The following is a 21,543-nucleotide window of genomic DNA, read 5'->3' as shown; positions in this document are numbered from 1 at the left end:
CCCACGGGCGCCTTTTTTGTCCCGCTGCGATGTTCCCTTGCGACGATCCAGGAGTTTGTCATGAGTGCATTCCACGACCTCAACCTGCGTGCCCTCGACGGTCAGGAGCTGCCTCTGGCGCCCTACAAGGGGCAGGTGGTTCTGGTGGTCAACGTCGCCTCCAAGTGCGGGCTGACACCGCAATATGCCGGGCTGGAAAAGCTCCACCAGCAGTACCGCGACAAGGGTTTCACCGTGCTCGGCCTGCCGTGCAACCAGTTCGCCGGCCAGGAGCCTGGCAGCGAAGACGAGATCCGCGAGTTCTGCAGCCTCAACTATGGCGTGAGCTTCCCCCTGGGCAGCAAGCTGGAGGTCAACGGCCCCGGCCGTCATCCGCTGTATCGCCTGCTGGCGGGCGAGGGCGCCGAATTCCCCGGCGACATCACCTGGAACTTCGAGAAGTTCCTCGTCGGCCAGGACGGCCGCGTGCTCGCCCGTTTCTCCCCACGCACCGCCCCGGACGACCCGGCCCTGGTGCTGGCCATCGAGAAGGCGCTGGGCTGAGGCGCTCCTCCCCCTGATGGCGGGACCTGCGTAGGGTGGATGGTGCTTTTTCATCCACCAGGCGGTGCTGCAGGAAAGCGCCGGAGATTGGCAGTCCTGCGGCCTGCTTGGCGACTGAAGTCGCCCCTACATGGGCCGTGGTGGGGCTTGTAGGTCGGGTGCAACCCGACAACGCCGCACCCACCCTTCGCGGGTTTCACCCGCCCTACGGCCTGAAGTCGCCCCTACATGAATCGTGATTGGGCGGCACATTCCGTGGGAGCGAATTCATTCGCGATGGAGCCCCCAGTCGCTCGCAGCCAGGTGCCGGTAACGGGTCTTTCGCGGCTGAAGCCGCTCCCATAGGGGGCTCGCAGCGGGGCCGAACATCGCTGCGTTGGGCCTCGCTGCGCTCGGCGCCAACCTACGATGCCCACACCCGCCCTTACCTTCACGACAGGCCATTACCGCCGGGTAAGGCACGCCTGCTTTCTGACCCAAAATCACCCTGATCAATAGTGCTGTGCCGAGCGAGACGACCGGTCATATGCTCGGCGCCATGAACAGCATCCGACTCGACAAACGTGACCTGATCCTGGCCAAGGGCACCGGCGTGATGACCCGCGCGGGCTACCACGGTACCGGCGTGCAGGAGATCGTCCAGGCAGCGGGGATTCCCAAGGGGTCCTTCTACCACTACTTCGCCAGCAAGGAAGATTTCGCCCTGCAGGCGCTGGACTACCTCTACTCGCCGCGCCTGGAGCGCTACGCCCAGGCCCTGTCCGATCCGGCGAAGAGCCCGGCCCAGCGCATCCTCGACTACTACGGTGAGCTGGTCAGCCATTTCACCCGCCACGAGAAGCTGGAGTACCACTGCTTCATCGGCAGCCTGAGCTTCGAGATGGCCGAGCTGTCGCCCGCCATCGGTGCCCAGGTGGACGCCATCCTGCAGCGCTCGGCGGACATCCTCCAGGCCTGCCTGGAAGAGGCCCAGCGTGCCGGTGAGCTGCCGGCGGACGAGGACTGCGCCAACCTCGCCGGTTTCATCGCCAACGCCTGGCAGGGCGTGCTCACCCGCCTCAAGGTCGGTGCCGGCGCCCGGCCGCTGTTCGATTTCATGACCCGCCTGCAGCGCCTGCTGCGGGTGTGACCCCTAAAGCCCATAAACGAGACGACCGGTCACTTGGCCGGAATCAGGAGACCCCGATGACCGCATCCGCAGACGCCCTGTTCGCCCCCTTCCGCCTCGGCGCCCTCGAGCTGCCGACCCGTGTGGTGATGGCGCCCATGACCCGCTCCTTCTCCCCGGGCGGCGTGCCCACCGAGCAGGTGGTCGAGTACTACCGCCGCCGCGCTGCCGCCGGCGTCGGCCTGATCGTCACCGAAGGCACCACCATCGGCCACCAGGCCGCCAACGGTTACCCCCATGTACCGCGCTTCTACGGCGAAGACGCCCTGGCCGGCTGGAAGACCGTGGTCGACGCCGTGCACGCCGAAGGCGGCAAGATCGTCCCGCAACTGTGGCACGTGGGTAACGTCCGCCGCCTGGGCACCGAGCCGGACGCCAGCGTTCCCGGCTACGGCCCGAGCGAGAAGCTCAAGGACGGCCAGGTGGTGGTCCACGGCATGACCCAGCAGGACATCGACGACGTCGTCGCCGCCTACGCCCAGGCCGCCCGTGACGCCAAGGCCATCGGCATGGACGGCGTCGAACTGCACGGCGCCCACGGCTACCTGATCGACCAGTTCTTCTGGGAAGGCACCAACCAGCGCACTGACGGTTACGGTGGCGACCTGGCCCAGCGCTCGCGCTTCGCCATCGAAGTGGTCAAGGCCGTGCGCGAGGCCGTCGGCCCCGACTACCCGATCATCTTCCGCTTCTCCCAGTGGAAGCAGCAGGACTACACCGCCCGCCTGGTGCAGACCGCCGAAGAACTGGGCGCCTTCCTCAAGCCGCTGTCCGATGCCGGCGTGGATATCTTCCACTGCTCCACCCGCCGCTTCTGGGAGCCGGAGTTCGAAGGCTCCGACCTCAACCTGGCCGGCTGGACCCGCAAGCTCACCGGCAAGCCCACCATCACCGTCGGCAGCGTCGGCCTGGATGGCGAGTTCCTGCAGTTCATGGTCAAGACCGACAAGGTCGCCCAGCCAGCCAACATCGAAGGTCTGCTGGAACGCCTGAACAATGAGGAATTCGACCTGGTGGCCGTGGGCCGCGCCCTGCTGGTGGACCCGGACTGGGCGACCAAGGTCCGTGAAGGCCGCATGCAGGACATCCTGCCGTTCAGCCGCGACGCCCTGACCAGCCTGGTCTGAGCATTCGTCCCCCGGTGCGTCGGCCCTGCCGGCGCACCCATTTCCAGCCCCGTCTCGTGCGGGGCTTTTTTATGCCTGCGAGCCGGTGAAACCCTCAATCGGTTGGGCTGACTTGCGGGCGGGCAAGGCGCAAGGTCGCGAACATCACAACAAGCGCCGGTTCACCGGCCGAAGGAGTAGTCGTCATGCGCACTGGACTGGTAGTGGATGCCACTTGTGACCTGCCTCAGGAATTCCTCGCTGCCCACGGCATCCGTGTGCTGCCGATCCGTATCCACCTGGGGCGTGAAGCCCTGGTGGACCGCCGTGTACCCGAGGCCACCCGGCAGTTCTATGCCGAGCAGCTGGCCAAGGTCGGCCCGGAGGACCACAGCGACGCGCTGTCGGTGGCGGAGATGCAGCAGTGGTTCCTCGAAGAACTGGTGACCGCCTACGACCATGTCATCTGCCTGACCATCTCCAGCCTGCGCAGCCCGATCTTCGAGCACGCCACCCAGGCCTCCTTCAGCCTGCTCCAGCACTACCGCGAACGCCGCGCCGAGGCTGGCCTCAACAGCCCCTTCGCCATGCGCGTGGTGGATGGCCGCAGCATGTTCGCCGGCAGCGCCGTACTGGCTGCCGAGGCGGCCCGGCTGGTCGCCGCCGGCGGCCACCCGAGCGCGGTGCGGGCGCGGCTGGAACAACTTTCGGAGAGCGTCTGCACCTTCCTCATCGCCGACGACCTCGGCCACCTGCGCCGCCGTGGTTTCCAGAAGGGCGAGCGTGGCGGCCTGCTCGACCGTATGCGCGGCGCAGCCCTGGGACTGGGCTCGCTGCTGGATGTGAAGCCGGTGATCAGCGTGCAGCAGGGCGAGGACAAGCCGGTGTCCCTGGCGCCGAGCTTCGAGCGTGCGGCGGAGAAGCTGCTGGCCCACGCCACCGCCCAGGTGCTGGCGGGCGAGTTGCTGGCACCGCAGCTGTGCCTGAGCTACGCCGGGGACCTGTCGGTGGTGCGCGACCTGCCGGGCTTCGCCCAGCTGGAATCGGTGTGCGCCCAACGCGAGGTGAACCTGCAGGTGGCGATGCTCAGCCCCACCGGCGCCATCAACCTCGGCAAGGGCGCGCTGAGCCTGGCCTTCGCCGCACCGGCCCGGCCCTTCGGCTGATCAGCGCTGGAGGCGGTCCAGCCCCGCTGTCACGCGGGGTTCGGGCAGCGCCTGGTGGACATCGTGCAGGTGCTGTTCGAACTGCTGGATGATCGCCTCCCAGCCCTGGCGGCCCGCATGCTGGCGCGCGTTCAGGCGCACCCGGCGCAGGGTTTCGCTGTCTTCCAGCAGCCAGCACGCGGCATCGCTGAAGGTCACCGGTACGTCCGGCATCGCCAGGGCGCCGTTGTGGCCGTGGCGGATGTGCTGCGCCGCTGCAGCCTGGTCGAAGGCCACCACGCCGAGCCCGGAGGCGAGGGCTTCGAGCACCACGTTGCCGAAGGTTTCGGAGAGGCTGGGGAACAGGAACAGGTCGCTGGAGGCGTAGTGCCTGGCCAGCTCCTCGCCCCGCTGCAGGCCGAGGAACAGGGCCTCGGGCAGCTCCGCCTGGAGCTGTGCGCGCTGCGGCCCGTCGCCCACCAGGATCAGCCGCATGGTCTTCTGTGGATACGCCTGCTGCAGGGCGTGGAAGGTCGGGCCGAGCAGCCTGAGGTTCTTCTCCGGGGCCAGGCGGCCGACATGCAGCACGGCGATATCGTCCGGCCCCAGGCCCCAGGATTCCCGCAACGCCGCACAGCGCCGGGCCGGGTTGAACAGTTGGCCGTCGACGCCGCGGGACAGCAGGGCCAGGCGTTCGAAGCCGCGGCGCTGCAGCTCCTCGCGCTGGCTGGCACTGGGCACCAGGGTCAGTTGCGAGGCGTTGTGAAACCAGCGCAGGTAGTTGGTCATCAGGCGGGTCAGCAGGCCGACGCCGTAGTGCCCGGTGTATTGCTGGAAATTGGTGTGGAAACCGCTGATCGCCGGAATGCCCAGGCGCCGCGCGGCACGCAGGGCGGAGAGGCCGAGCGGGCCTTCGGTGGCGATGTAGAGCACGTCCGGGCGCTTGCGCTTCCAGCGCGCGATCAGCTTGTGCAGGCTCGACTGGCCCCACTGCAGGCCGGGGTAGCCGGGCAGCGGCCAGCCGCGCACCAGCAGCAGTTCGTCGCTGCTCTTCACGCCCTGGTCGCAGGCCTGGCGCGGGCGCACCAGCTGCAGGCGGTGGCCACGGGCGCGCAAGCCGTCGCACAGGCGCGCCAGGGTGTTGGCGACGCCGTTGATCTCCGGCAGGAAGGTTTCGCTGATCAGCGAGATGTTCAGGGGCAGCAGGCTCATGGATGCAGTGTCGAACAGCGCCATGTAGCCAGTGTGAAATTTGTATGACGACTGGGTGACAGCCCCGGCGCCAGTGGCCGGGGCGGGGGGATTCAGGCCTGCGGCAGGGCCTTTTCGCCGCCTTCGCGCACCCAGAACAGGGTGGCGCCGGCGACGGCGGCGGGCATCATCACGATGTTGACGAAGGGGATCAGCAGCGCCAGGTACACCGAGCCGCCGAAACCCAGGCTCTGCCAGCGTTTTTCGCGCAGCCAGGCGAGCATTTCGTTCCAGCCCAGCTTGTGGTTGTCCGCTGGGTAGTCGATGTACTGCACCGCCATCATCCACACGCCGAAAAGGAACCACAGCGGTGTCGCCACCAGGTTCACCCCGGGGATGAAGCTGAGGATCAGCAGGCCGATGGCCCGTGGCAGGAAGTAGCCCAGCTTGCGCAGTTCGCGGCCCACAGTGCGCGGCACCATGGCGGTGAGTTCGGCCCAGCTGAAGGGGGGAAATCATCCTGGCCACGCACCACCACTTCCACCTTCTCGGCGAGGAAGCCGTTGAAGGGCGCGGCGATGATGTTGGCGATCATGGTGAAGCTGAAGAACACCATCAGCAGCACCAGGATCACGAACAGCGGCCAGATCAGGTATTCGAGAAAGCTCGCCCAGCTCGGCAGGCTGGGCATGAAGGCTTCGACCCAGCCGCTGAACTGCTGCATGGCGAAGCCGATCAGGGCGATGAACAGCACCAGGTTGAGGGTCAGCGGCAGCAGCACGAACAGGCGCAGGCCTGGGCTGAGGATGAGTTTCAGGCCTTCGCCGAGGTATTGCGGGCCGGACAGGGCGGGGGCGGGCATCGAGGGCTCCAGAGAGTGGACATGGCGCGACCTTACCGGCTTTGCGTGACCGGTAAAAGCGCCTGAGTCGCGCTTCCCACCGAGCGATAGGACGGCCCTATGGTCGGGATAAGGAATACACATTTCCCGGCCCCCGGGGCGCTCGGTAGCCTTGCCAGCAATTTCGGGGCTCCGGCAGTCGCCAGGCCGGCCCCACCGGTTCGCGAGATCGCTGCATTCCTGAAAGCCTTCCCCAAGTGCCCGCAGCGATCTCCTTTTATTTCACGAGGTGTCATCCATGTCCGCCACGCGCCATTCACGGGTCATCATCCTCGGCTCCGGCCCCGCCGGTTACAGCGCCGCCGTCTATGCCGCGCGCGCCAACCTCAAGCCGCTGCTGATCACCGGCATGCAGGCCGGCGGCCAGCTGACCACCACCACCGAAGTCGACAACTGGCCCGGCGACCCCCATGGCCTCACCGGCCCGGCGCTGATGCAGCGTATGCAGGAGCACGCCGAGCGCTTCGAGACCGAGATCGTCTTCGACCACATCAATGCCGTGGACCTGGCCGGCAAGCCCTTCACCCTGCGCGGTGACAGCGGCACCTACACCTGCGACGCGCTGATCATCGCCACCGGCGCCAGCGCCCGTTACCTGGGGCTGCCCTCGGAGGAGCGCTTCATGGGCAAGGGCGTGTCCGCCTGCGCCACCTGCGACGGCTTCTTCTACCGCAACCGCGAAGTGGCGGTGGTGGGCGGCGGCAACACCGCCGTGGAAGAGGCGCTGTACCTGGCCAATATCGCCAGCAAGGTGACCCTGGTGCACCGCCGCGAGACCTTCCGCGCCGAGAAGATCCTTCAGGACAAGCTCAAGGCGCGCATCGCCGAGGGCCGCATCGTGCTCAAGCTCAACGCCCAGGTGGATGAGGTGCTGGGCGACGACATGGGCGTGACCGGCGTGCGCCTGCGCAACCACGACGGCAGCGCCGATGAGCTGAAGGTGGACGGGCTGTTCGTCGCCATCGGCCATACGCCCAACACTTCGCTGTTCGAGGGCCAGCTGACCCTGCGCGACGGCTACCTGGTGGTCAACGGCGGCCGTGACGGCAACGCCACCGCCACCAACATCCCCGGTGTGTTCGCGGCGGGCGACGTGGCCGACCACGTGTACCGCCAGGCCATCACCTCGGCCGGTGCCGGCTGCATGGCGGCGCTGGATGTGGAGCGCTACCTCGACGAGGCCTGATGAATCAGACTGTCCGGGTGTTGAGCCTCGCCGCGCTCGGCGCCAGCCTACGGTTGCTCGTCATCCACGTGAACAAAAAGCCCCGCTTCGGCGGGGCTTTTTCATGGCGGGTGATTCACACCAGTGTGCTGATGGGCAGCTCGTCCAGGGTCAGGGTGCGGGCGGCGAGGCGCAGGAACTGGTCGCTGGCCTTGAGCACCAGGCCGTTGCGGTCGAGGGCCAGCTCGCTGCTGTGGCGGCCCTGGGGTTCGCAGCGGTAGAGGGTCTGCTCCCCTTGCTGGCGCAGGCATTGATAGCGTTGGCCACGGGCCTGCACGGCGAGGCTGGGCAGGTCGATGAAGGCGACCTGGAGCTCTTCGCTCTGGCCGCATTCGAGGGCGCTGCGCTGCAGGATCGGTGTGTGGGTGAAGGGGCTGGCGGAGAGCAGCACCTGCTGGCAGGCGTCGAGGTCGCCGCGCGGCTGGCCGTCCAGGCGCCACTGGCCACGGATGTCGCGCTGCAGGCGCAGGCTGCTCTGGCCGTGGTTGTCGACCTTTATCCACAGGCTGCGGAAGCGCCAGCAGGGGTCGTAGTCGAGCACGTAGGTGGCGGCGAAACTCTGCCCGCCGGCGCTCAGCATCAAATGGCTGCTGGCATGAATGCCCGCGGCATCGATATGCAGGCGCAGGTTCTCGATGCCGGGGTTGGTCCAGGGTTTCCACACGAGGGTCTGTTGCATCCATGCGACTCCGAAACTGCACGGGAAGGGGCACGCACAACGGGCGTATATGCGTAGGACACCGTCCCTGGTGTTCCCGTTACGTCGCGCAGGATACGTTGTTCCCTTTGTGACGTATGTCAGCCTTTTCTGACAGATGAACGGCGCTGCGAGCGCCGTTCCGACCCGCCTCAGGCCTTGCGTTTGAGCGGTTCGCCGTCGAGGCGCACACCGGCCAGGCCGGTTTCCATCAGGGCGCGGATGTTGCCGTGGTCACTGCCTTCCGGGGTCGCGAGCACCGCGCGGTAGTGCTCGCCGAAGGCCAGCAGCGCTTCGTCCAGGCCCAGGCCTTCGAGCAGGACCAGGCCGAGGGTCTTGCAGGAGCCCTCGTTCTGGCCGGCGGCGTTCTCCACCTTGCCGTTGACGAAGGCGGTGGGCTGGTAGTCGTAGCCCTCGGCGATGAACGCCAGGGTGTCGGCGAAGGCGTGCTGGCCACTACGCAGGCGGGCGCGGAAATCGATCAGGGTCATTCTTTGTTCGCTTTGTTGAAGGCCGCTTGCTGCTCGGCACTGGCTTCTTTCTGGTACTTGGTTTTCCACTCGGCATAGGGCATGCCGTAGATCTCTTCGCGGGCCCGGTCCGGGGTGACCTCGACACCGAGGTCGTCGGCGGCGGCCTTGTACCACTTGGACAGGCAGTTGCGGCAGAAGCCGGCGAGGTTCATCAGGTCGATGTTCTGCACGTCCGGGCGGCTGCGCAGGTGCTGGACCAATTGGCGGAAGGCGGCGGCTTCGAGTTCGAGGCGTTCTTGCTCGTTCATCGCAGGTTCTCCTGGGCTCGGGATGGCGGGGCGTCGGGATGATATGAGCGGCTCCCGGCGGCGGCAATGCCCGGCGAGTGGCCGGGCATCACGGGTTCTGTCAGCGGTGGCCGGCGAGGGTGATGGACACCGATTCGGCGAAACGCAGGGCGTGGGGCTTGTCCACTTCCACTTCGGCGTAGCGCACGCTGGGGTTGGCCATGACCAGGTCGAGAATCTCCTGGGTCAGGCGCTCCAGCAGGGCGAAGCGGTTCTCTTCGACGTGGCGGATGATTGCCTTGGTGATGGTGCGGTAGTTCAGCGCGTGCTCGATGTCGTTGCCTTCCACGGCCTCCACGGCGGGGTAGAGGATGGTCAGGTTGATCAGCACGTCCTGCTTGTTGAGGATCTCTTCTTCCTTGATCCCGATGAAGGTGCGCAGGCGCAGGTCCTTGACGCGGATTCGCGCCATTCCGGGCTCCAGTCGCGGCATTGTTACTTGCTCCGTCCAATCAGTTGCAGGAATTCGTGGCGGGTGGTCGAGCTCTCGCGGAAGGCGCCGAGCATCACCGAGGTGAGCATCTGCGAGTTCTGCTTCTCCACGCCACGCATCATCATGCACATGTGCTGGGCCTCGATGACCACGGCGACGCCGGCGGCGCCGGTCACGCTCTGGATCGCCTCGGCGATCTGCCGGGTGAGGTTCTCCTGGATCTGCAGGCGCCGCGCGAACATGTCGACGATGCGCGCCACCTTGGACAGCCCCAGCACCTTGCCGGTGGGAATGTACGCCACATGGGCCTTGCCGATGAAGGGCAGCAGGTGGTGCTCGCAGAGGGAATAGAGCTCGATGTCCCGCACGATGACCATCTCGTCGTTGTCGGACGCGAACAGCGCACCGTTGACGATCTCGTCCAGCGATTGCTCGTAGCCGTGGCACAGGTAGCGCATGGCCTTGGCGGCGCGCTTGGGGGTGTCCAGCAGGCCTTCGCGCTGCGGGTCTTCGCCCAGGCCGAGAAGGATTTCCCGGTAATGGTGGGGCAGTTGTTCGCTCATCGATGGTTTCCTCGCGGCCGCCTCACTTGAGGTGACGGCCACCGTTCAGTGTCAGGGTGGTGCCGGTGACGTAGGGGTTGTCCAGCAGGTAGCGCAGGCCCTGGTAGACCACCTCGGCGCCCGGCTCGATGCCCAGCGCGGATTTGGCCAGGGTCTTCTCGCGGTACGCCGCGTCGTCGTTGTCGTTGAACATCACCAGCGCCGGGGCGATGCCGTTGACCTTGATGGCCGGGGCGTAGCGCGCGGCGAAGGAGAGGGTGAGGTTGTCCAGCCCGGCCTTGCTGGCGCAGTAGGCGATGCGCTTCTCGCTGCCCTTGCGCGCCACGTCGTCGCTGATGTGGACGATGTCGGCCGGGCCGCCGTGGCGCAGCAGCGCTTCGGCATGCAGGTTGATCAGGTAGGGCGCCAGCATGTGCACGCTGAACATCCGCTGGAAGGCCTCGGCTTCGTGGCCGGGGGCTTCGGTGAGCCAGTCGGAGGCGTTGTGCACGATGGCCCGCAGGTGCGGGGTGGCGGCCTTGAGACGTTCGATGAAGGCGAGGATCCCGGCTTCGTCCGAGAAGTCCGCCGCGATCACGCAGGCCCCGCGCTCACGCAGGCGGTGCACGCCGTCGCGCTCGGTGCGGTAGCTGATGATCACCGGCTGGCCGTCGTCCAGCAGGCGCTCGGCGCAATGCAGGCCCACGCGCTGGCTGGCACCGGTGATCAGGATGGGAGCGGCCGAAGGGCTCATGGGGGCCTCGAGGCAGGACGATGCCCGGGGTGGGGCGGAATGCTGAAAACTTATACCAGATGCCCGTATTTGTACAATTGTTGGCGCCGCAAAAATGCGAATTCCGACTGAGATTTCAGTCAAGGCCTTGATTTATGTGGGGTTATAGAGGCGTCGGGCGCGTTTCGTGGTTGTACAGGTGTCGCGCCTGTACAACCTTTGTGACGTTATCGCGAGGGAGCGGTGGCGCCTGGGCGGCGGGCGCGGGGTGCTGGTGCGTTGAGCCAGAGGGCCAGCAGGCGGGTGGACAACGGGATGAACCAATAGGTCATCAGCGGCGTCAGCGCCAGGGTGCTGAGGAGGATGCGCAGGACCAGCGGCAGGTCGGCCAGCCAGGGACCGAAGCACAGGTTGAAACCCAGCGACACCGGGAAGAACGCCAGCCAGATGGCCACGCTCTGCTTCCAGCGTGGCGGGCGGCGATCGGCACTGCCGAACCAGGCGTCCAGGCCCAGGGCGCGGTGTTCATGGGGCTGCTCGAAGAGGCCGGCGCCGCGCTCCAGCCAGGCGCGGCGCGAAGCGGAGTGCTCCCAGGCCGACAGGGTCGACTCGTCCGCAAAGCGGAAGATCATCTGGAATTCGTCGTCTTCGGGAGGCGGCGCGAGCACGCCTGAGCCGAGGTAGCCGGGGAAGTCGGCAGCCAGTTGCTCGCCTTCGCGCAGCCAGGCCATGAAATCGGAATAGCGCTCGCGGGAAACGCGGCGCGCCACCATAAGGGTGACGGGGTCGGCAGACATCGTGTATCTCCACTGAACGGGCACCCGGCCGGGTAGGCGGGGCGCGAAACGCAGCCCGGGGTGATGGGCTGCGTATTCGAAGAGGCAAGGATTATTCCGGATTCGCCAAAAATCTCCAGGGGTACGTCTCCTCGCGGGTTGCAGGCGGACAGCCGGTCGCTGGCGTCGCCCGTTGCACCAGGCAGGTGCGCCCGCCCGTCAGACATGCATTCGAGCGCGAGGCCCGTGCTGGGTTAAACTCAGGCGCATCGTCCATCCATCGCAGCCGATCATGATCGAACCCGCCGCCGCCCCTCAGGCCGATATCGCCATGCAGCAGGAAGAACTGTTCCCCATCCGCGAGGTTTCCCGCCTCACTGGCGTCAACCCGGTCACCCTGCGTGCGTGGGAGCGACGCTATGGCCTGATCAAGCCGACCCGCACCGACAGCGGCCATCGCCTCTATTCCTTCGCCGACATCGAGGCGGTGCGCAACATCCTCGCCTGGATGGATCGCGGCGTGGCGGTGAGCAAGGTGGGCACCATCCTGGCCCGCAGCGCCCAGGCCAAGGCACCGGCGGTGCCGGCCTACCAGGGCGTGGCGAGCGCCGAGTGGGTCGAGCTCCAGGCGCAGCTGCGCCGGGTCCTGGCGAGCTTCGACGAAGCAGGCGTGGAACGTCTCTACGGCCAGGTGTTCTCCACCTACCCGGTCCCGGTGGCGTTCCAGGATGTCCTGATGCCGGTGTGGCGCGACCTGTTGCTGCGTCAGGACGAATACGGGGCGGCCAGCGAATGGGCCTTCCTCGACGCCTTCCTGCGCGCGCGGGTGCTGCAGCGGCTGCAGCTGGCGCGCAATCTCGCGGGTGACCGTGTGCTGCTGGCCCCCATTCCCGGCGAATGCCGTGAGCTGGAGCTGCTGGTGGCCGGCCTGCTGATGGGCAGCGATGAGGTGGCAGTCAGCGTCCTGGGGCTCGAGCAACCCCTCCAGGAGCTGGCGCTGGTCTGCGAGAAGATGCGGCCCCAGGCGCTGGTGCTGTTCTCCAACCACCCGCCGCAGGACGATGCGGCCAGCCGCCTGTCACGTCTCGCCCTGACCCTCGATTGCCCCCTGGCCCTGGCCGGTGAGGCGGCGGACCTCCTGGGAGACAGCCTCGATGGCTCGCCCGTCGCCTGCCTGGGCAGCGACGGTCGCTCGATGCAGCGGCGTCTGGCGCAGTTCCTTGCGGGGCACCTGGACACCTGATTGGATGCGTGTTTAAAAATTGTCGATGCGATTCCTGTACAAAACAATTTTATGTACAAGAATTGGCTGTGAGCCTTCCAACTGCGCAACCGGCCGCCAACGCGTCCCCCTCCTTGTTCCTCTTCGGCCGCCGGTCTTTTATTCCCACAAGGCGCCCCGCCTCGCGCGGGGCGTCTCGTTCCGGCTCGGCAGCTCAGCCCTTGGCCGCCAGCTCCGCCTTCAAGGCCGCCACTTCCGCCTCCAGTTCGCGGACACGCTGCCGTGCCTCGATCTCGGGCGTGACGTTCTTCTGGATGCCGATGAAATAGGTCAACTGGTCACCCTCGTTGAACACCGGGGTGATGGACAGCTCGTTCCAGAAGGGGCTGCCGTCCTTGCGGTAGTTGCGCACGATCTGCCGGCACGGTTCGCCCTTGCGAATCGCCTGGCGGATGGCGGCGAGGGCGACCTGGTCGCGGTCCTCGCCCTGCAGGAAACGGCAGTCCTGATAGAGGATGTCGTCGCGGGCGTAGCCGGTGAGTTGCTCGAAGGCGCGGTTGGCGTAGATGAGGATGTTGTCCTCGCCCTCCTGCTCGGCGACGACAATGCCGTCGTTGGACGCGTCGATCACCAGTTGCAGCAGCTTGGCGTTGATCATGTAGAGGCTCTCGGTTCGGTGGCTCCGAGATTCTAAGACATCGGCCCAGGCTTTCCACTTGCGGCATAATGCGCGCCGTTTGCCAACGTTTCAGGAGTTGTCATGAAAGTCGCCATTCTCTCCGGGTCGGTCTATGGCACCGCCGAAGAAGTTGCCCGCCATGCCGAGCGCCTGCTCAAGGCCGCCGGTTTCGAGGCCTGGCACAAGGCCCACATGGGGCTCGACGAGCTCAAGGCCTTCGCCCCGGACGCCTTCCTCACCGTGACCTCGACCACCGGTATGGGCGAGTTGCCGGACAACCTGCTGCCGCTGTACCACAGCATCCGCGACCAACTCCCCGACTGGCGCGGCCGCCCCGGTGCCGTGCTGGCCCTGGGCGATTCCAGCTACGACGTGTTCTGCGGCGGCGGCGAGCAGGTGCGCGAGCTCTATGCCGAGCTGGGCATCCGCGAAGTGGTGGACATGCTGCGGGTGGATTCCAGCGAAACCGTGACCCCTGAGGTCGACGCCGAACCCTGGATCGCCGAGCTCATCCAGGCCCTGCGCAGCGCCTGACTTCCCCGACACGCGGCCCGGTCAGTCCCGGGCCAGCGGTCCCTTCTCCCGCAGCAGCGCCAGCCAGGCCTGCGCCGCATTCGACAGATAACCCCCGCGCCGCCAGACGAAGGCGATGTCCCAGCGCAGGTCCGGTTCGCGCAACGGCAGCCGGACGATGCCCGGGCGCTCCAGGTGCCGGGCGACGATGCGCGGCAGCAGCACCACGCCCTGGCCGGCCGCCACCAGCGCCGCGAGGAAATCCGCCTGGCCGCTGCGCCCGGCTTCCCGTGGGGTGAAGCCGGCCTGCTTGCACGCCTGCAGCAGGCGGTCGTTGAGGGTGAAGCTCTGCTGGTAGAGCAGGAAGGCCGAGTCGGCGAGCTGGGCCAGGGCCAGGCTCGGCTGGTCGTGCAGCGGGTGGTCGGCCGGTAGCAGCACATCCAGCGGTTCGTTGCAGAACGGCTGGTGGTCGAAGGCCGGGTCGCTGGGAGTCAGACCGCCGCTGAGTTCCAGCTCGCCCTGGAGGATCGCCTGCTCCAGCAATTTGCTGCCGCCCTCGGCCAGGTGCACGTTGATGTTCGGGTAGCGCCGGCGGTATTCGCTGAACAGCTCGGCGAAGAGCACCTCGCCCCCCAGCAGCGGCAGGCCCAGGCGCAGCTCGCCGCGTTGCAGCTGGCTGAGGTCGTGCAGCTCGCTTTGCAGGTCCTGGCGCAGGCGCAGCATCTCCTCGGCGCGGCGCAGCACCAGGGCGCCGGCTTCGGTGAGGCGCAGGTGCGGGCCGTTGCGCTCCAGCAGTTGCACGTCCAGGCGCTGTTCGAGCTGGGCCACCTGCTTGCTGATGGTTGACTGGGTGGCATGCAGGGCGCGCCCGGCCTGGGTGAAGCCGCCCTGGCGGACGACTTCGACGAAGCTGCGGAGCTGGTTGAATTCCATCGCTGTATTCCAATATAGAATGGCTGCAAGTCGAACAATTCGCTTTTGGGATGATAGGCGCGGTTCTAAGCTGGTGGCCAGTTCCGGAGTCACCCGCCATGCCCCGTCTCATGCACCTTTCCCGCCTCTGCCTGCAACTCGCCGTGCTCATCGGCCTGTACCTGCTCGGCTGCCAGATCGCCGCCTGGCTGGCCTGGCCGATTCCGGGCGGGGTGATTGGCCTCGGCCTGCTGCTCGCCGCCTTCGCCAGCGGTCGGGTGCAGCCGGGCGCCCTGCAACTGGGGGCCGGCCTGCTGATGGCGGAGATGCTGCTGTTCTTCATCCCTGCGCTGATGAGCCTGCTGGACTACGGCGCCCTGCTGCGCAGCGAGGGCTGGCGCATCCTCCTGGTGATCGGCGCCAGCACGCTGCTGGTGATGCTCGCCACCGCGCTGACCGTCGAATTCGTCTGCCGCTGGAGCGATGGCCGTGAACATTGAACCCATGTCCTGGTTCTGGCTGGCGCTGACCCTGGGCGGCTACCTGCTCAGCCGCTGGCTGTACCGGCGCAGCGGGCGCTACCTGCTGTCGCCGCTGATCCTGGTGCCGGCGCTGCTGCTGGCCGTGGCGGTGCCGCTGCACACCGGCTACGCCGAATACTCCGGCGCCACCCACTGGCTGATGCTCTTGCTCGGCCCGGCCACCGTGGCCTTCGCCGTGCCCATCTGGCAGCAGCGCGCCTTGCTGGCGCGGCATTGGCCGGCGCTGTCGCTGGGCATGCTCATGGGCAGCACGGTGGCCATCGCCAGTTCCTGGTGGCTGGCCCATGCGCTGGCCCTGGAAGCCTCGGTGAGCCTGTCGCTGGTGCCGCGCTCGATCACCACGCCCTTCGCCATGCCGCTGGCCCAGGGTCTGGGTGGCGTGCCGGAGCTCACGGCGGTGTTCGTGATGATCACCGGCGTCTTCGGCGCCCTGGCCGGCAGCCTGCTGATCCGCTGGCTGCCCCTGCGCAGCACCCTGGCGCGGGGCGCGCTGTTGGGCGTTGGCGCCCATGGCGCGGGGGTCAGCCGGGCCCAGGAAGTGGGCCGCGAGGAAGGCACCGTGGCCGGCCTGGTGATGGTGCTGATGGGCCTGCTCAACCTCTTCGCCGCGCCCCTGGTGGCCGTCCTGTTGTGACTCCTGCGGTCATTCGGATGGCTGCCAAGGCGACTATCGGATCGCCACGCCCTCGCTAGACTCCTGGGTCATCGCACACAACAAGAACCGAGGTGATCACCGTGACCGCTGCCCAATCCCTGCACCCGAACGCCGTCAAGAACCAGATTTCCGCCGCCGAGTGGCAGACCCGCGTCGACCTCGCCGCCTGCTACCGGCTCATCGCCCTGTACGGCTGGGACGACCTGATCTTCACCCACATCTCCGCCAAGGTGCCCGGCACCGAAGACTTCCTCATCAACCCCTACGGGCTGATGTTCCACGAGATCACCGCCTCCAGCCTGGTGAAGGTGGACCACTCCGGCAAGAAGCTGATGGACAGCCCCTACGACATCAACCCGGCCGGCTACACCATCCACAGCGCCGTGCACGAGGTGCGCCACGACGCCAACTGCGTGCTGCACATCCACACCGCCGCCGGCATCGCCGTGTCGGCACAGAAGCAGGGCCTGCTGCCGCTGTCCCAGCAGTCGCTGTTCGTGCTCGCCAGCCTGGCCTACCACCAGTACGAAGGCGTGGCGCTGAACCACGAGGAGAAGGCCCGCCTGCAGGCCGACCTCGGCAATGCCAACTTCCTGATCCTGCCCAACCACGGCCTGCTCACCGCCTTCGGCAGCATCGCCGACGCCTTCCTCGGCATGTTCACCCTGCAGCGCGCCTGCGAGATCCAGGTGATGGCCCAGAGCGGCGGCGCCGAACTTATCCACATCCCGCAGCAGATCCTCGACGGCGCCCGGGCGATGATCGCCGGCGTGATGAAGACCTCCCAGGGCATGGGCGGCTCGCTGCCCTGGCCGGCGCTGCTGCGCAAGCTCGACCTGCAGAACCCGGGATACGCCGACTGATGGCCCTGGCGGGCATTCCCCTGGGCGACTGGCGCGCCCAGGGCCGCGACCTGCTGTTCCATCGCCACCGCATCCGTTACTGGGAAGCCGGGCAGGGCGAGCCGCTGCTGCTGATCCACGGCTTCCCCACGGCCTCCTGGGACTGGCACTACATCTGGGGCCCGCTGGCCGAGCGCTACCGGGTGATCGCCTGCGACATGCTCGGTTTCGGCGATTCCGACAAGCCCCGTGGCCACGACTACCGGCTGCTGGAACAGGCCGACCTGCAACTGGCGCTGCTGCGTCACCTGGGCATTGCGGGGCCGGTGCACCTGCTGGCCCACGACTACGGCGACAGCGTCGCCCAGGAGCTGGTGGCGCGGCACCACGAAGGGCGCTGTGCCCTGGGCAGCTGCGTGTTCCTCAATGGTGGTTTGTTCCCCGAGACGCACCGCCCGGTGCTGGTGCAGAAGCTGCTGCTCAGCCCGCTGGGGCCGCTGATCGGCCGGGGCTTTTCCCGTGCCAAGCTGGGGGCGAACTTCGGCAAGGTGTTCGGCCCCGCGACCCAGCCCAGCGAGGCGGAGTTGGACGACTTCTGGAGCCTGATCGCCCAGCAGCAGGGGCCGCGCGTGATGCACAGGTTGATCCGCTACATCGCCGAACGCCGCGAGCAGCGCGACCGCTGGGTGGCCGCCATGCAGAAGGGTGGGCTGCCGCTGCGGGTGATCGACGGCGCGGTGGACCCGATCTCCGGGGCGCACATGGTGGCGCGCTACCGCGAGCTGATCCCGCAGCCGGATACGGTGCTGCTGGACGGCATCGGCCACTACCCGCAAACCGAGGCGCCCGAGGCGGTGCTGGAGCATTACCTGGCCTTCCGCCAGGCCCTGGAGGCACGTTCGTGAACCGTCGGCAGCTACTGAAATTCACTGCCCTCGCCGGTGTGGCCGGCGTCGGGGCGGGCTTCTGGGCGCTGCCCCGTGGCCCGAGGCCCGGCACCACGGACCTCGCCGACGCCCAGCGGGTATTGGCGGGCCTGGTCGACAAGGTGCTGGTGAGCACCCGTGGCTGGAGCCCGGCCGAAGTGTTCAACCACTGTGCCCAGAGCATCGAGTACTCCATGAGCGGTTACCCCGAGCTCAAGCCGGCCTGGTTCCGAGGCAGCGTCGGGCCTGTGGCCTTTGGCCTGTTCACGGCGCGCGGGGCCATGCGCCACCCGCTGGATGAAGCCATCCCCGGTGCCCGGCCCCTGGATGCGCCTGCGTCCCAGGCCGAAGCGCTGGGCCGCCTGCAACTGGCCTTCGCCGACTTCGCCGCCTACCAGAGCGAGCTCAAGGCGCATTTCGCCTACGGCGCGCTGAGCCATGAGGACTACGCCCGGGCCCATGTCATGCACCTGTACGACCACCTGAGCCTGATCCACCTGGCCTAAGGCCACGCCCAGTATCCGAGCCATCCGTCAGCGCCTGTCGAACCGTCCCGGCAGCCGGCAACGGGGCGAGGCCCTAGCATCGCGACTCCACTCAATGACGCAGCGCCGGGCTCGCCCCGGCGCCTGGAGATCGCGATGCTGTACAAGCTGCTGGTGTTCCTCCACCCCTTCATCCATGGCGTGGGGCGGCCCTTGGCGCTGCTCCTGCTGCTCGCCAGCATCGGCCTGGTGTTCTATGGCTGCTATGCCGAAAGCAGCCCGCGCATCTGGTGGTCGGCGGCCGGTTCCTTCTTCGCCTGCCTGGCGCTGACGCTGCTTTGCACCTTTCATAACTGGTGGCTGTTCAAGCTGCGGCCACGGGGCAGCATCTTCATGCCCTTCGAGTAGCGGCGCGGGTCGCTGACGGGGCGGTTTTCAGCGGCCCGCTATCCCCTGGCGTTATCGGCCACCATTCATGCCCGCCGCCTTTCCTTGTGGCGTGGGGCCGGGCTGCAGGAAACTCGGCCGATACCAAAAACTGCCCTGGAGTCCATTGCATGAGCGAGTCGATCCGTTTCGAAGACAAAGTGGTCATAGTCACCGGCGCCGGTGGCGGCCTGGGTCGCGCCCATGCGCTGTTGTTCGCCAAGCACGGCGCCAAGGTGGTGGTGAACGACCTGGGCGGCAGCACCCACGGTGAAGGCGCCAACGCCTCGGCTGCCGACCGCGTGGTGGCCGAGATCCGCGAAGCCGGCGGCACCGCCGTGGCCAACCATGATTCGGTCACCGACGGCGACAAGATCGTGCAGACCGCCCTCGACACCTTCGGCCGCATCGACGTGGTGGTGAACAACGCCGGCATCCTGCGCGACAAGACCTTCCACAAGATGGAAGACGCTGACTGGGAGCTGGTCTACAAGGTCCACGTCGAAGGCGCCTACAAGGTGACCCGCGCCGCCTGGCCGCACCTGCGCGAGCAAGGCTTCGGCCGGGTGATCTTCACCTCGTCCACCTCCGGCATCTACGGCAACTTCGGCCAATCCAACTACGGCATGGCCAAGCTCGGCCTCTACGGCCTGACCCGCACCCTGGCCATCGAAGGCCGCAAGAACAACATCTTCGTCAACGCCATTGCCCCCACCGGCGGCACCCGCATGACCGAAGGCCTGATCCCGCCGCAGGTGTTCGAGCAGCTCAAGCCCGAGCTGGTCAGTCCGCTGGTGGTCTACCTCGGCAGCGAGCAGTGCCAGGAAACCTCCGGTCTGTTCGAAGTGGGCGGCGGCTGGATCGGCAAGGTGCGCTGGGAGCGCAGCCTGGGCGCCGGCTTCGACCCGCGCGAAGGCTTCAGCGTCGAAGACGTGGCCGCCAGTTGGAAGCAGATCTGCGACTTCGAAGGCGCTGCCCACCCGGCGGACAACGTCGAAGCGCTGAAGGAAATGATGGCCAACCTGCAGAAATACGTGGGCTGATCCCGCCAGACTCCTTGGGAGTTCCGCCAGTGGGCTGAACATCTCCCCGGGGACGCACTATGTTGAAGGCCGGCAATCTTGCCGGCCTTTTCATGCCCGCGTTTCAACCCGAGGAGTCCCGATGAGCATCCGAGTCGAGAAGAACGGCCCCGTCACCACCCTGACCATCGACCGCCCGCAGGTGCGCAATGCCGTCGACCGGCCCACCGCCGAGGCGCTGGCCGACGCCCTGCGCGCCTTCGAGGCCGATGACGCGGCGCGTGTGGCGGTGCTTACCGGCGCGGGCGGTACCTTCTGTGCCGGGGCGGACCTGGCGGCGGTGGCCGAGGATGGCGAGCGGAGCAACCGCCTGGAGGTGGACGGCGACGGGCCCATGGGGCCGAGCCGCATGCAGCTGGCCAAGCCGCTGATCGCCGCCATCGAAGGCTATGCCGTGGCCGGCGGCCTGGAACTGGCGCTGCTGGCGGACATGCGGGTGATGGCCGAGGACGCCGTGTGCGGGGTGTTCTGCCGGCGCTTCGGCGTGCCGCTGATCGACGGCGGCACCGTGCGCCTGCCGCGCATCGTCGGCCAGGGCAGGGCGCTGGACCTGATCCTCACCGGCCGCCCGGTGCAGGCCGAGGAAGCACTGGCCATCGGCCTGGCCAACCGCGTGGTGCCAGCCGGTACGGCACGCGAAGCAGCGGAGCGGCTGGCCCTGGAGATTGCCGCCTTCCCGCAACGCTGCATGCTCGCCGACCGTGCCAGCGCCTACGCCCAATGGCAGCTGCCGTTCGACGCGGCCATCGCCAATGAGTTCGAAGGTGGGCTCGAGGTTATCCACAGCGGTGAAACCCGCACCGGTGCCCAGGCCTTCAGCGGCGGCAAGGGGCGCCACGGGCAGTTTTCCTGACGACGGGCCGTCATCCGCCGAACCCCGTCCGTGGGAGCGAATTCATTCGCGAATGGGCAGGCTTGGTGCGACCGATGGCGTTCGTTTGGTGGAGGTAAAAAGCGACCTCCACCCTACGCCTGGCATCCGCCCCGGCCCTTCCCGGGGGCGAATTCATTGGCTCTGTCTGCGTTAAGTGTTGCTAGAGGATTTGAGTCCAGCTGATTGCCGAGCTCTGGTGATGTTTCTGGTTTCGCCCCCCCGGGCGAGTCCCTTTTAACAATCGTCGGAATGCCGAACCACTTAAAAGGAACCAAAAGGGCTTGCCCCATCATCCGGCCCCGGCTTCGCCGGGGTTCCCTCACTCCATCGCCGTTACTCGCTACGCTCGCCCTTCGGGCCGCACTGAAGTGCGTTCGCCGCAAGCGTCGTCTGGGGGCCGGCGCGATGGGCCATCCATGGCCTGGCGCGCCTCTCGCGGCATCCATGCCGCTCGTCCCCCGGCGCAACGACTGCGTTCGGCCTCCTGGAGGGGCGTTGGCGGCTGCTCCAACTTTCTTCGTCCAGCGCATCGCCACGTGGTGCGCACAGGCTTTCGTAGGATGGTGTAGAGCGAAGCGAAACCCATGCGGTGGAGGTGGCACGAATCCTTGGGCGCCCGGAAAGCACCGTGCTTGAACGCTTGCATTAAAACCACAACAGCTAACGCAGACAGAGCCAATTCATTCGCCCAGGAGCGCGCAGCGCTCCCGGGCTGTACCGCCAGAGTCAGCGGCTGATAATCACGTAGGTCTTGCGCAGGGTTTCCTTCACATCCCAGATGCCCAGGCTGTTGGCGGGGAGCAGCAGGGCGTCGCCGGCCTTGATCTCGATGGGCTCGCCGCCGTCCGGGGTGAAGGTGCAGCTGCCGTGGGTGAAGTGGCAGAACTCCTGCTCGACGATCTGCCGGCGGAACTTGCCGGGGCTGCATTCCCAGACGCCGGTTTCCACGCCGTCGGTGCGCTCCACCGAGTGCACGCGGGTGTGCGGCACGGGCTCGCCCACCGGGACGGGCACCGGGGCCGGTTCGGAGAGCGGCAGGTCGTGGGTGTTCTTCAGCAGGGTGGCTTTCATGCAAGGGCTTCCAGTCGGGTTGTCGTTTTGGGGC

26 protein-coding genes and 1 pseudogene are annotated in these 21,543 nt (G+C 67.2%); 15 read left to right on the top strand and 12 right to left on the bottom strand.

The genetic code is table 11. The annotated features are described in order from the left end of the window. Positions 1-60 precede the first annotated feature (60 nt). From PSm6_RS05325 to PSm6_RS05310, 4 genes are all read left to right on the top strand, one after another. Entirely contained in the window at positions 61-543 is a 483-nt protein-coding gene (locus PSm6_RS05325) for a glutathione peroxidase (RefSeq protein WP_021222300.1), read from the top strand. 538 nt (positions 544-1,081) lie between these two features. After that, positions 1,082-1,672 (top strand): TetR/AcrR family transcriptional regulator, encoded by a 591-nt coding sequence (locus PSm6_RS05320; protein ID WP_031286925.1) that lies wholly within the window; start codon positions 1,082-1,084, stop codon positions 1,670-1,672. A gap of 56 nt (positions 1,673-1,728) precedes the next feature. After that, entirely contained in the window at positions 1,729-2,838 is a 1,110-nt protein-coding gene (locus PSm6_RS05315) for an NADH:flavin oxidoreductase (RefSeq protein ID WP_043239903.1), read from the top strand. 185 nt (positions 2,839-3,023) lie between these two features. Further along, positions 3,024-3,983: a DegV family protein gene (locus tag PSm6_RS05310; protein ID WP_021217039.1), complete on the top strand. Its 960-nt coding sequence runs from the start codon at positions 3,024-3,026 to the stop codon at positions 3,981-3,983. Here the strand turns inward: PSm6_RS05310 and PSm6_RS05305 are convergent, their stop codons facing one another. Together PSm6_RS05305 and cysZ are read right to left on the bottom strand one after the other, a co-directional pair. After that, a complete protein-coding gene (locus PSm6_RS05305; protein WP_081711407.1) occupies positions 3,984-5,198 on the bottom strand; it encodes a glycosyltransferase family 4 protein in 1,215 nt (404 codons plus the stop codon). It lies immediately after the preceding gene. A gap of 68 nt (positions 5,199-5,266) precedes the next feature. Next, positions 5,267-5,946, bottom strand: a pseudogene (gene cysZ, locus PSm6_RS05300) (sulfate transporter CysZ). Between the two features lie 346 nt (positions 5,947-6,292). On the opposite strand from cysZ, the gene trxB reads away from it, so the two are divergent. Then, complete coding sequence (trxB, locus tag PSm6_RS05295; RefSeq protein ID WP_021217036.1) at positions 6,293-7,240, top strand: thioredoxin-disulfide reductase; 948 nt, start codon at positions 6,293-6,295, stop codon at positions 7,238-7,240. Positions 7,241-7,355: 115 nt separating this feature from the next. On the opposite strand, the gene PSm6_RS05290 is transcribed toward trxB, so the two are convergent. The 7 genes from PSm6_RS05290 to PSm6_RS05260 all read right to left on the bottom strand — a co-directional run bounded on the left by PSm6_RS05290 (position 7,356) and on the right by PSm6_RS05260 (position 11,301). After that, positions 7,356-7,958, bottom strand: coding sequence for a putative glycolipid-binding domain-containing protein (locus PSm6_RS05290; protein ID WP_021217035.1), 603 nt, complete (start codon positions 7,956-7,958; stop codon positions 7,356-7,358). A gap of 170 nt (positions 7,959-8,128) precedes the next feature. Beyond that, a complete protein-coding gene (locus PSm6_RS05285; protein ID WP_021217034.1) occupies positions 8,129-8,467 on the bottom strand; it encodes a HopJ type III effector protein in 339 nt (112 codons plus the stop codon). Then, entirely contained in the window at positions 8,464-8,757 is a 294-nt protein-coding gene (locus PSm6_RS05280) for a DUF1244 domain-containing protein (RefSeq protein ID WP_021217033.1), read from the bottom strand. The genes PSm6_RS05285 and PSm6_RS05280 overlap by 4 nt, the downstream gene beginning before the upstream one ends. Before the next feature lie 100 nt (positions 8,758-8,857). Beyond that, complete coding sequence (folX, locus tag PSm6_RS05275; RefSeq protein ID WP_031286921.1) at positions 8,858-9,229, bottom strand: dihydroneopterin triphosphate 2'-epimerase; 372 nt, start codon at positions 9,227-9,229, stop codon at positions 8,858-8,860. A 2-nt stretch (positions 9,230-9,231) separates the two neighbouring features. Beyond that, positions 9,232-9,792, bottom strand: a complete 561-nt coding sequence (folE, locus tag PSm6_RS05270; RefSeq protein WP_021217031.1) for a GTP cyclohydrolase I FolE — start codon at positions 9,790-9,792, stop codon at positions 9,232-9,234. Between the two features lie 22 nt (positions 9,793-9,814). After that, positions 9,815-10,525 carry a dihydromonapterin reductase gene (gene folM, locus PSm6_RS05265; RefSeq protein ID WP_043239913.1) on the bottom strand — a complete coding sequence of 237 codons (711 nt, stop codon included), beginning with the start codon at positions 10,523-10,525 and terminating at the stop codon, positions 9,815-9,817. A gap of 206 nt (positions 10,526-10,731) precedes the next feature. Further along, a complete protein-coding gene (locus PSm6_RS05260; RefSeq protein WP_021217029.1) occupies positions 10,732-11,301 on the bottom strand; it encodes an antibiotic biosynthesis monooxygenase in 570 nt (189 codons plus the stop codon). Between the two features lie 271 nt (positions 11,302-11,572). On the opposite strand from PSm6_RS05260, the gene PSm6_RS05255 reads away from it, so the two are divergent. After that, positions 11,573-12,523, top strand: a complete 951-nt coding sequence (locus PSm6_RS05255; protein WP_043239916.1) for a MerR family transcriptional regulator — start codon at positions 11,573-11,575, stop codon at positions 12,521-12,523. Positions 12,524-12,716: 193 nt separating this feature from the next. Here PSm6_RS05255 and PSm6_RS05250 read toward each other — a convergent pair whose 3' ends face one another. Next, positions 12,717-13,160: a PAS sensor domain-containing protein gene (locus PSm6_RS05250; RefSeq protein WP_021217027.1), complete on the bottom strand. Its 444-nt coding sequence runs from the start codon at positions 13,158-13,160 to the stop codon at positions 12,717-12,719. A 102-nt stretch (positions 13,161-13,262) separates the two neighbouring features. Here PSm6_RS05250 and PSm6_RS05245 point away from each other — a divergent pair, with 102 nt between their 5' ends. Next, complete coding sequence (locus PSm6_RS05245; protein WP_021217026.1) at positions 13,263-13,715, top strand: flavodoxin; 453 nt, start codon at positions 13,263-13,265, stop codon at positions 13,713-13,715. Positions 13,716-13,736: 21 nt separating this feature from the next. Here PSm6_RS05245 and PSm6_RS05240 read toward each other — a convergent pair whose 3' ends face one another. Continuing rightward, positions 13,737-14,627 carry a LysR family transcriptional regulator gene (locus PSm6_RS05240; protein ID WP_021217025.1) on the bottom strand — a complete coding sequence of 297 codons (891 nt, stop codon included), beginning with the start codon at positions 14,625-14,627 and terminating at the stop codon, positions 13,737-13,739. 98 nt (positions 14,628-14,725) lie between these two features. On the opposite strand from PSm6_RS05240, the gene PSm6_RS05235 reads away from it, so the two are divergent. The 8 genes from PSm6_RS05235 to PSm6_RS05200 all read left to right on the top strand — a co-directional run bounded on the left by PSm6_RS05235 (position 14,726) and on the right by PSm6_RS05200 (position 20,417). After that, on the top strand, positions 14,726-15,106 hold the full coding sequence (locus PSm6_RS05235; RefSeq protein WP_021217024.1) for a CidA/LrgA family protein: 381 nt from the start codon (positions 14,726-14,728) through the stop codon (positions 15,104-15,106). Beyond that, positions 15,096-15,782 (top strand): LrgB family protein, encoded by a 687-nt coding sequence (locus PSm6_RS05230; RefSeq protein WP_031286919.1) that lies wholly within the window; start codon positions 15,096-15,098, stop codon positions 15,780-15,782. The genes PSm6_RS05235 and PSm6_RS05230 overlap by 11 nt, the downstream gene beginning before the upstream one ends. A gap of 101 nt (positions 15,783-15,883) precedes the next feature. Next, complete coding sequence (locus PSm6_RS05225; RefSeq protein ID WP_043240272.1) at positions 15,884-16,666, top strand: class II aldolase/adducin family protein; 783 nt, start codon at positions 15,884-15,886, stop codon at positions 16,664-16,666. Continuing rightward, positions 16,666-17,550 carry an alpha/beta fold hydrolase gene (locus PSm6_RS05220; protein WP_265169704.1) on the top strand — a complete coding sequence of 295 codons (885 nt, stop codon included), beginning with the start codon at positions 16,666-16,668 and terminating at the stop codon, positions 17,548-17,550. Before PSm6_RS05225 ends, PSm6_RS05220 begins: the two co-directional genes overlap by 1 nt. Further along, entirely contained in the window at positions 17,547-18,077 is a 531-nt protein-coding gene (locus PSm6_RS05215; protein WP_043239920.1) for a DUF1569 domain-containing protein, read from the top strand. The genes PSm6_RS05220 and PSm6_RS05215 overlap by 4 nt, the downstream gene beginning before the upstream one ends. A 135-nt stretch (positions 18,078-18,212) precedes the next feature. Continuing rightward, the gene (locus tag PSm6_RS05210; protein WP_021217019.1) at positions 18,213-18,464 is read left to right on the top strand and encodes a hypothetical protein; all 252 of its coding nucleotides are present in this window, start codon (positions 18,213-18,215) and stop codon (positions 18,462-18,464) included. A gap of 149 nt (positions 18,465-18,613) precedes the next feature. Beyond that, positions 18,614-19,525, top strand: a complete 912-nt coding sequence (locus tag PSm6_RS05205; RefSeq protein WP_021217018.1) for an SDR family oxidoreductase — start codon at positions 18,614-18,616, stop codon at positions 19,523-19,525. Between the two features lie 121 nt (positions 19,526-19,646). Then, entirely contained in the window at positions 19,647-20,417 is a 771-nt protein-coding gene (locus PSm6_RS05200; RefSeq protein ID WP_265169703.1) for a crotonase/enoyl-CoA hydratase family protein, read from the top strand. 747 nt (positions 20,418-21,164) lie between these two features. On the opposite strand, the gene PSm6_RS05195 is transcribed toward PSm6_RS05200, so the two are convergent. Beyond that, positions 21,165-21,509, bottom strand: coding sequence for a cupin domain-containing protein (locus tag PSm6_RS05195; RefSeq protein ID WP_021222016.1), 345 nt, complete (start codon positions 21,507-21,509; stop codon positions 21,165-21,167). Between the last annotated feature and the right edge of the window lie 34 nt (positions 21,510-21,543).

The sequence above is a fragment of the Pseudomonas solani genome, from assembly GCF_026072635.1.
GTDB classification, from domain to species: Bacteria; Pseudomonadota; Gammaproteobacteria; order Pseudomonadales; family Pseudomonadaceae; genus Metapseudomonas; species Metapseudomonas solani.
The sequence above is the reverse complement of the archived record's forward strand: the minus strand, read 5'-3'. Positions and strand labels throughout refer to the sequence as shown.

Excerpts from the sequence above, each read along its gene's own strand:
- PSm6_RS05325 (WP_021222300.1), top strand. The coding sequence starts at position 61 with ATGAGTGCATTCCACGACCTCAACCTGCGTGCCCTCGACGGTCAGGAG.
- PSm6_RS05320 (WP_031286925.1), top strand. The coding sequence starts at position 1,082 with ATGAACAGCATCCGACTCGACAAACGTGACCTGATCCTGGCCAAGGGC.
- PSm6_RS05315 (WP_043239903.1), top strand. The coding sequence starts at position 1,729 with ATGACCGCATCCGCAGACGCCCTGTTCGCCCCCTTCCGCCTCGGCGCC.
- PSm6_RS05310 (WP_021217039.1), top strand. The coding sequence starts at position 3,024 with ATGCGCACTGGACTGGTAGTGGATGCCACTTGTGACCTGCCTCAGGAA.
- PSm6_RS05305 (WP_081711407.1), bottom strand. The coding sequence starts at position 5,198 with ATGGCGCTGTTCGACACTGCATCCATGAGCCTGCTGCCCCTGAACATC.
- trxB (WP_021217036.1), top strand. The coding sequence starts at position 6,293 with ATGTCCGCCACGCGCCATTCACGGGTCATCATCCTCGGCTCCGGCCCC.
- PSm6_RS05290 (WP_021217035.1), bottom strand. The coding sequence starts at position 7,958 with ATGCAACAGACCCTCGTGTGGAAACCCTGGACCAACCCCGGCATCGAG.
- PSm6_RS05285 (WP_021217034.1), bottom strand. The coding sequence starts at position 8,467 with ATGACCCTGATCGATTTCCGCGCCCGCCTGCGTAGTGGCCAGCACGCC.
- PSm6_RS05280 (WP_021217033.1), bottom strand. The coding sequence starts at position 8,757 with ATGAACGAGCAAGAACGCCTCGAACTCGAAGCCGCCGCCTTCCGCCAA.
- folX (WP_031286921.1), bottom strand. The coding sequence starts at position 9,229 with ATGCCGCGACTGGAGCCCGGAATGGCGCGAATCCGCGTCAAGGACCTG.
- folE (WP_021217031.1), bottom strand. The coding sequence starts at position 9,792 with ATGAGCGAACAACTGCCCCACCATTACCGGGAAATCCTTCTCGGCCTG.
- folM (WP_043239913.1), bottom strand. The coding sequence starts at position 10,525 with ATGAGCCCTTCGGCCGCTCCCATCCTGATCACCGGTGCCAGCCAGCGC.
- PSm6_RS05260 (WP_021217029.1), bottom strand. The coding sequence starts at position 11,301 with ATGTCTGCCGACCCCGTCACCCTTATGGTGGCGCGCCGCGTTTCCCGC.
- PSm6_RS05255 (WP_043239916.1), top strand. The coding sequence starts at position 11,573 with ATGATCGAACCCGCCGCCGCCCCTCAGGCCGATATCGCCATGCAGCAG.
- PSm6_RS05250 (WP_021217027.1), bottom strand. The coding sequence starts at position 13,160 with ATGATCAACGCCAAGCTGCTGCAACTGGTGATCGACGCGTCCAACGAC.
- PSm6_RS05245 (WP_021217026.1), top strand. The coding sequence starts at position 13,263 with ATGAAAGTCGCCATTCTCTCCGGGTCGGTCTATGGCACCGCCGAAGAA.
- PSm6_RS05240 (WP_021217025.1), bottom strand. The coding sequence starts at position 14,627 with ATGGAATTCAACCAGCTCCGCAGCTTCGTCGAAGTCGTCCGCCAGGGC.
- PSm6_RS05235 (WP_021217024.1), top strand. The coding sequence starts at position 14,726 with ATGCCCCGTCTCATGCACCTTTCCCGCCTCTGCCTGCAACTCGCCGTG.
- PSm6_RS05220 (WP_265169704.1), top strand. The coding sequence starts at position 16,666 with ATGGCCCTGGCGGGCATTCCCCTGGGCGACTGGCGCGCCCAGGGCCGC.
- PSm6_RS05210 (WP_021217019.1), top strand. The coding sequence starts at position 18,213 with ATGCTGTACAAGCTGCTGGTGTTCCTCCACCCCTTCATCCATGGCGTG.
- PSm6_RS05205 (WP_021217018.1), top strand. The coding sequence starts at position 18,614 with ATGAGCGAGTCGATCCGTTTCGAAGACAAAGTGGTCATAGTCACCGGC.
- PSm6_RS05200 (WP_265169703.1), top strand. The coding sequence starts at position 19,647 with ATGAGCATCCGAGTCGAGAAGAACGGCCCCGTCACCACCCTGACCATC.
- PSm6_RS05195 (WP_021222016.1), bottom strand. The coding sequence starts at position 21,509 with ATGAAAGCCACCCTGCTGAAGAACACCCACGACCTGCCGCTCTCCGAA.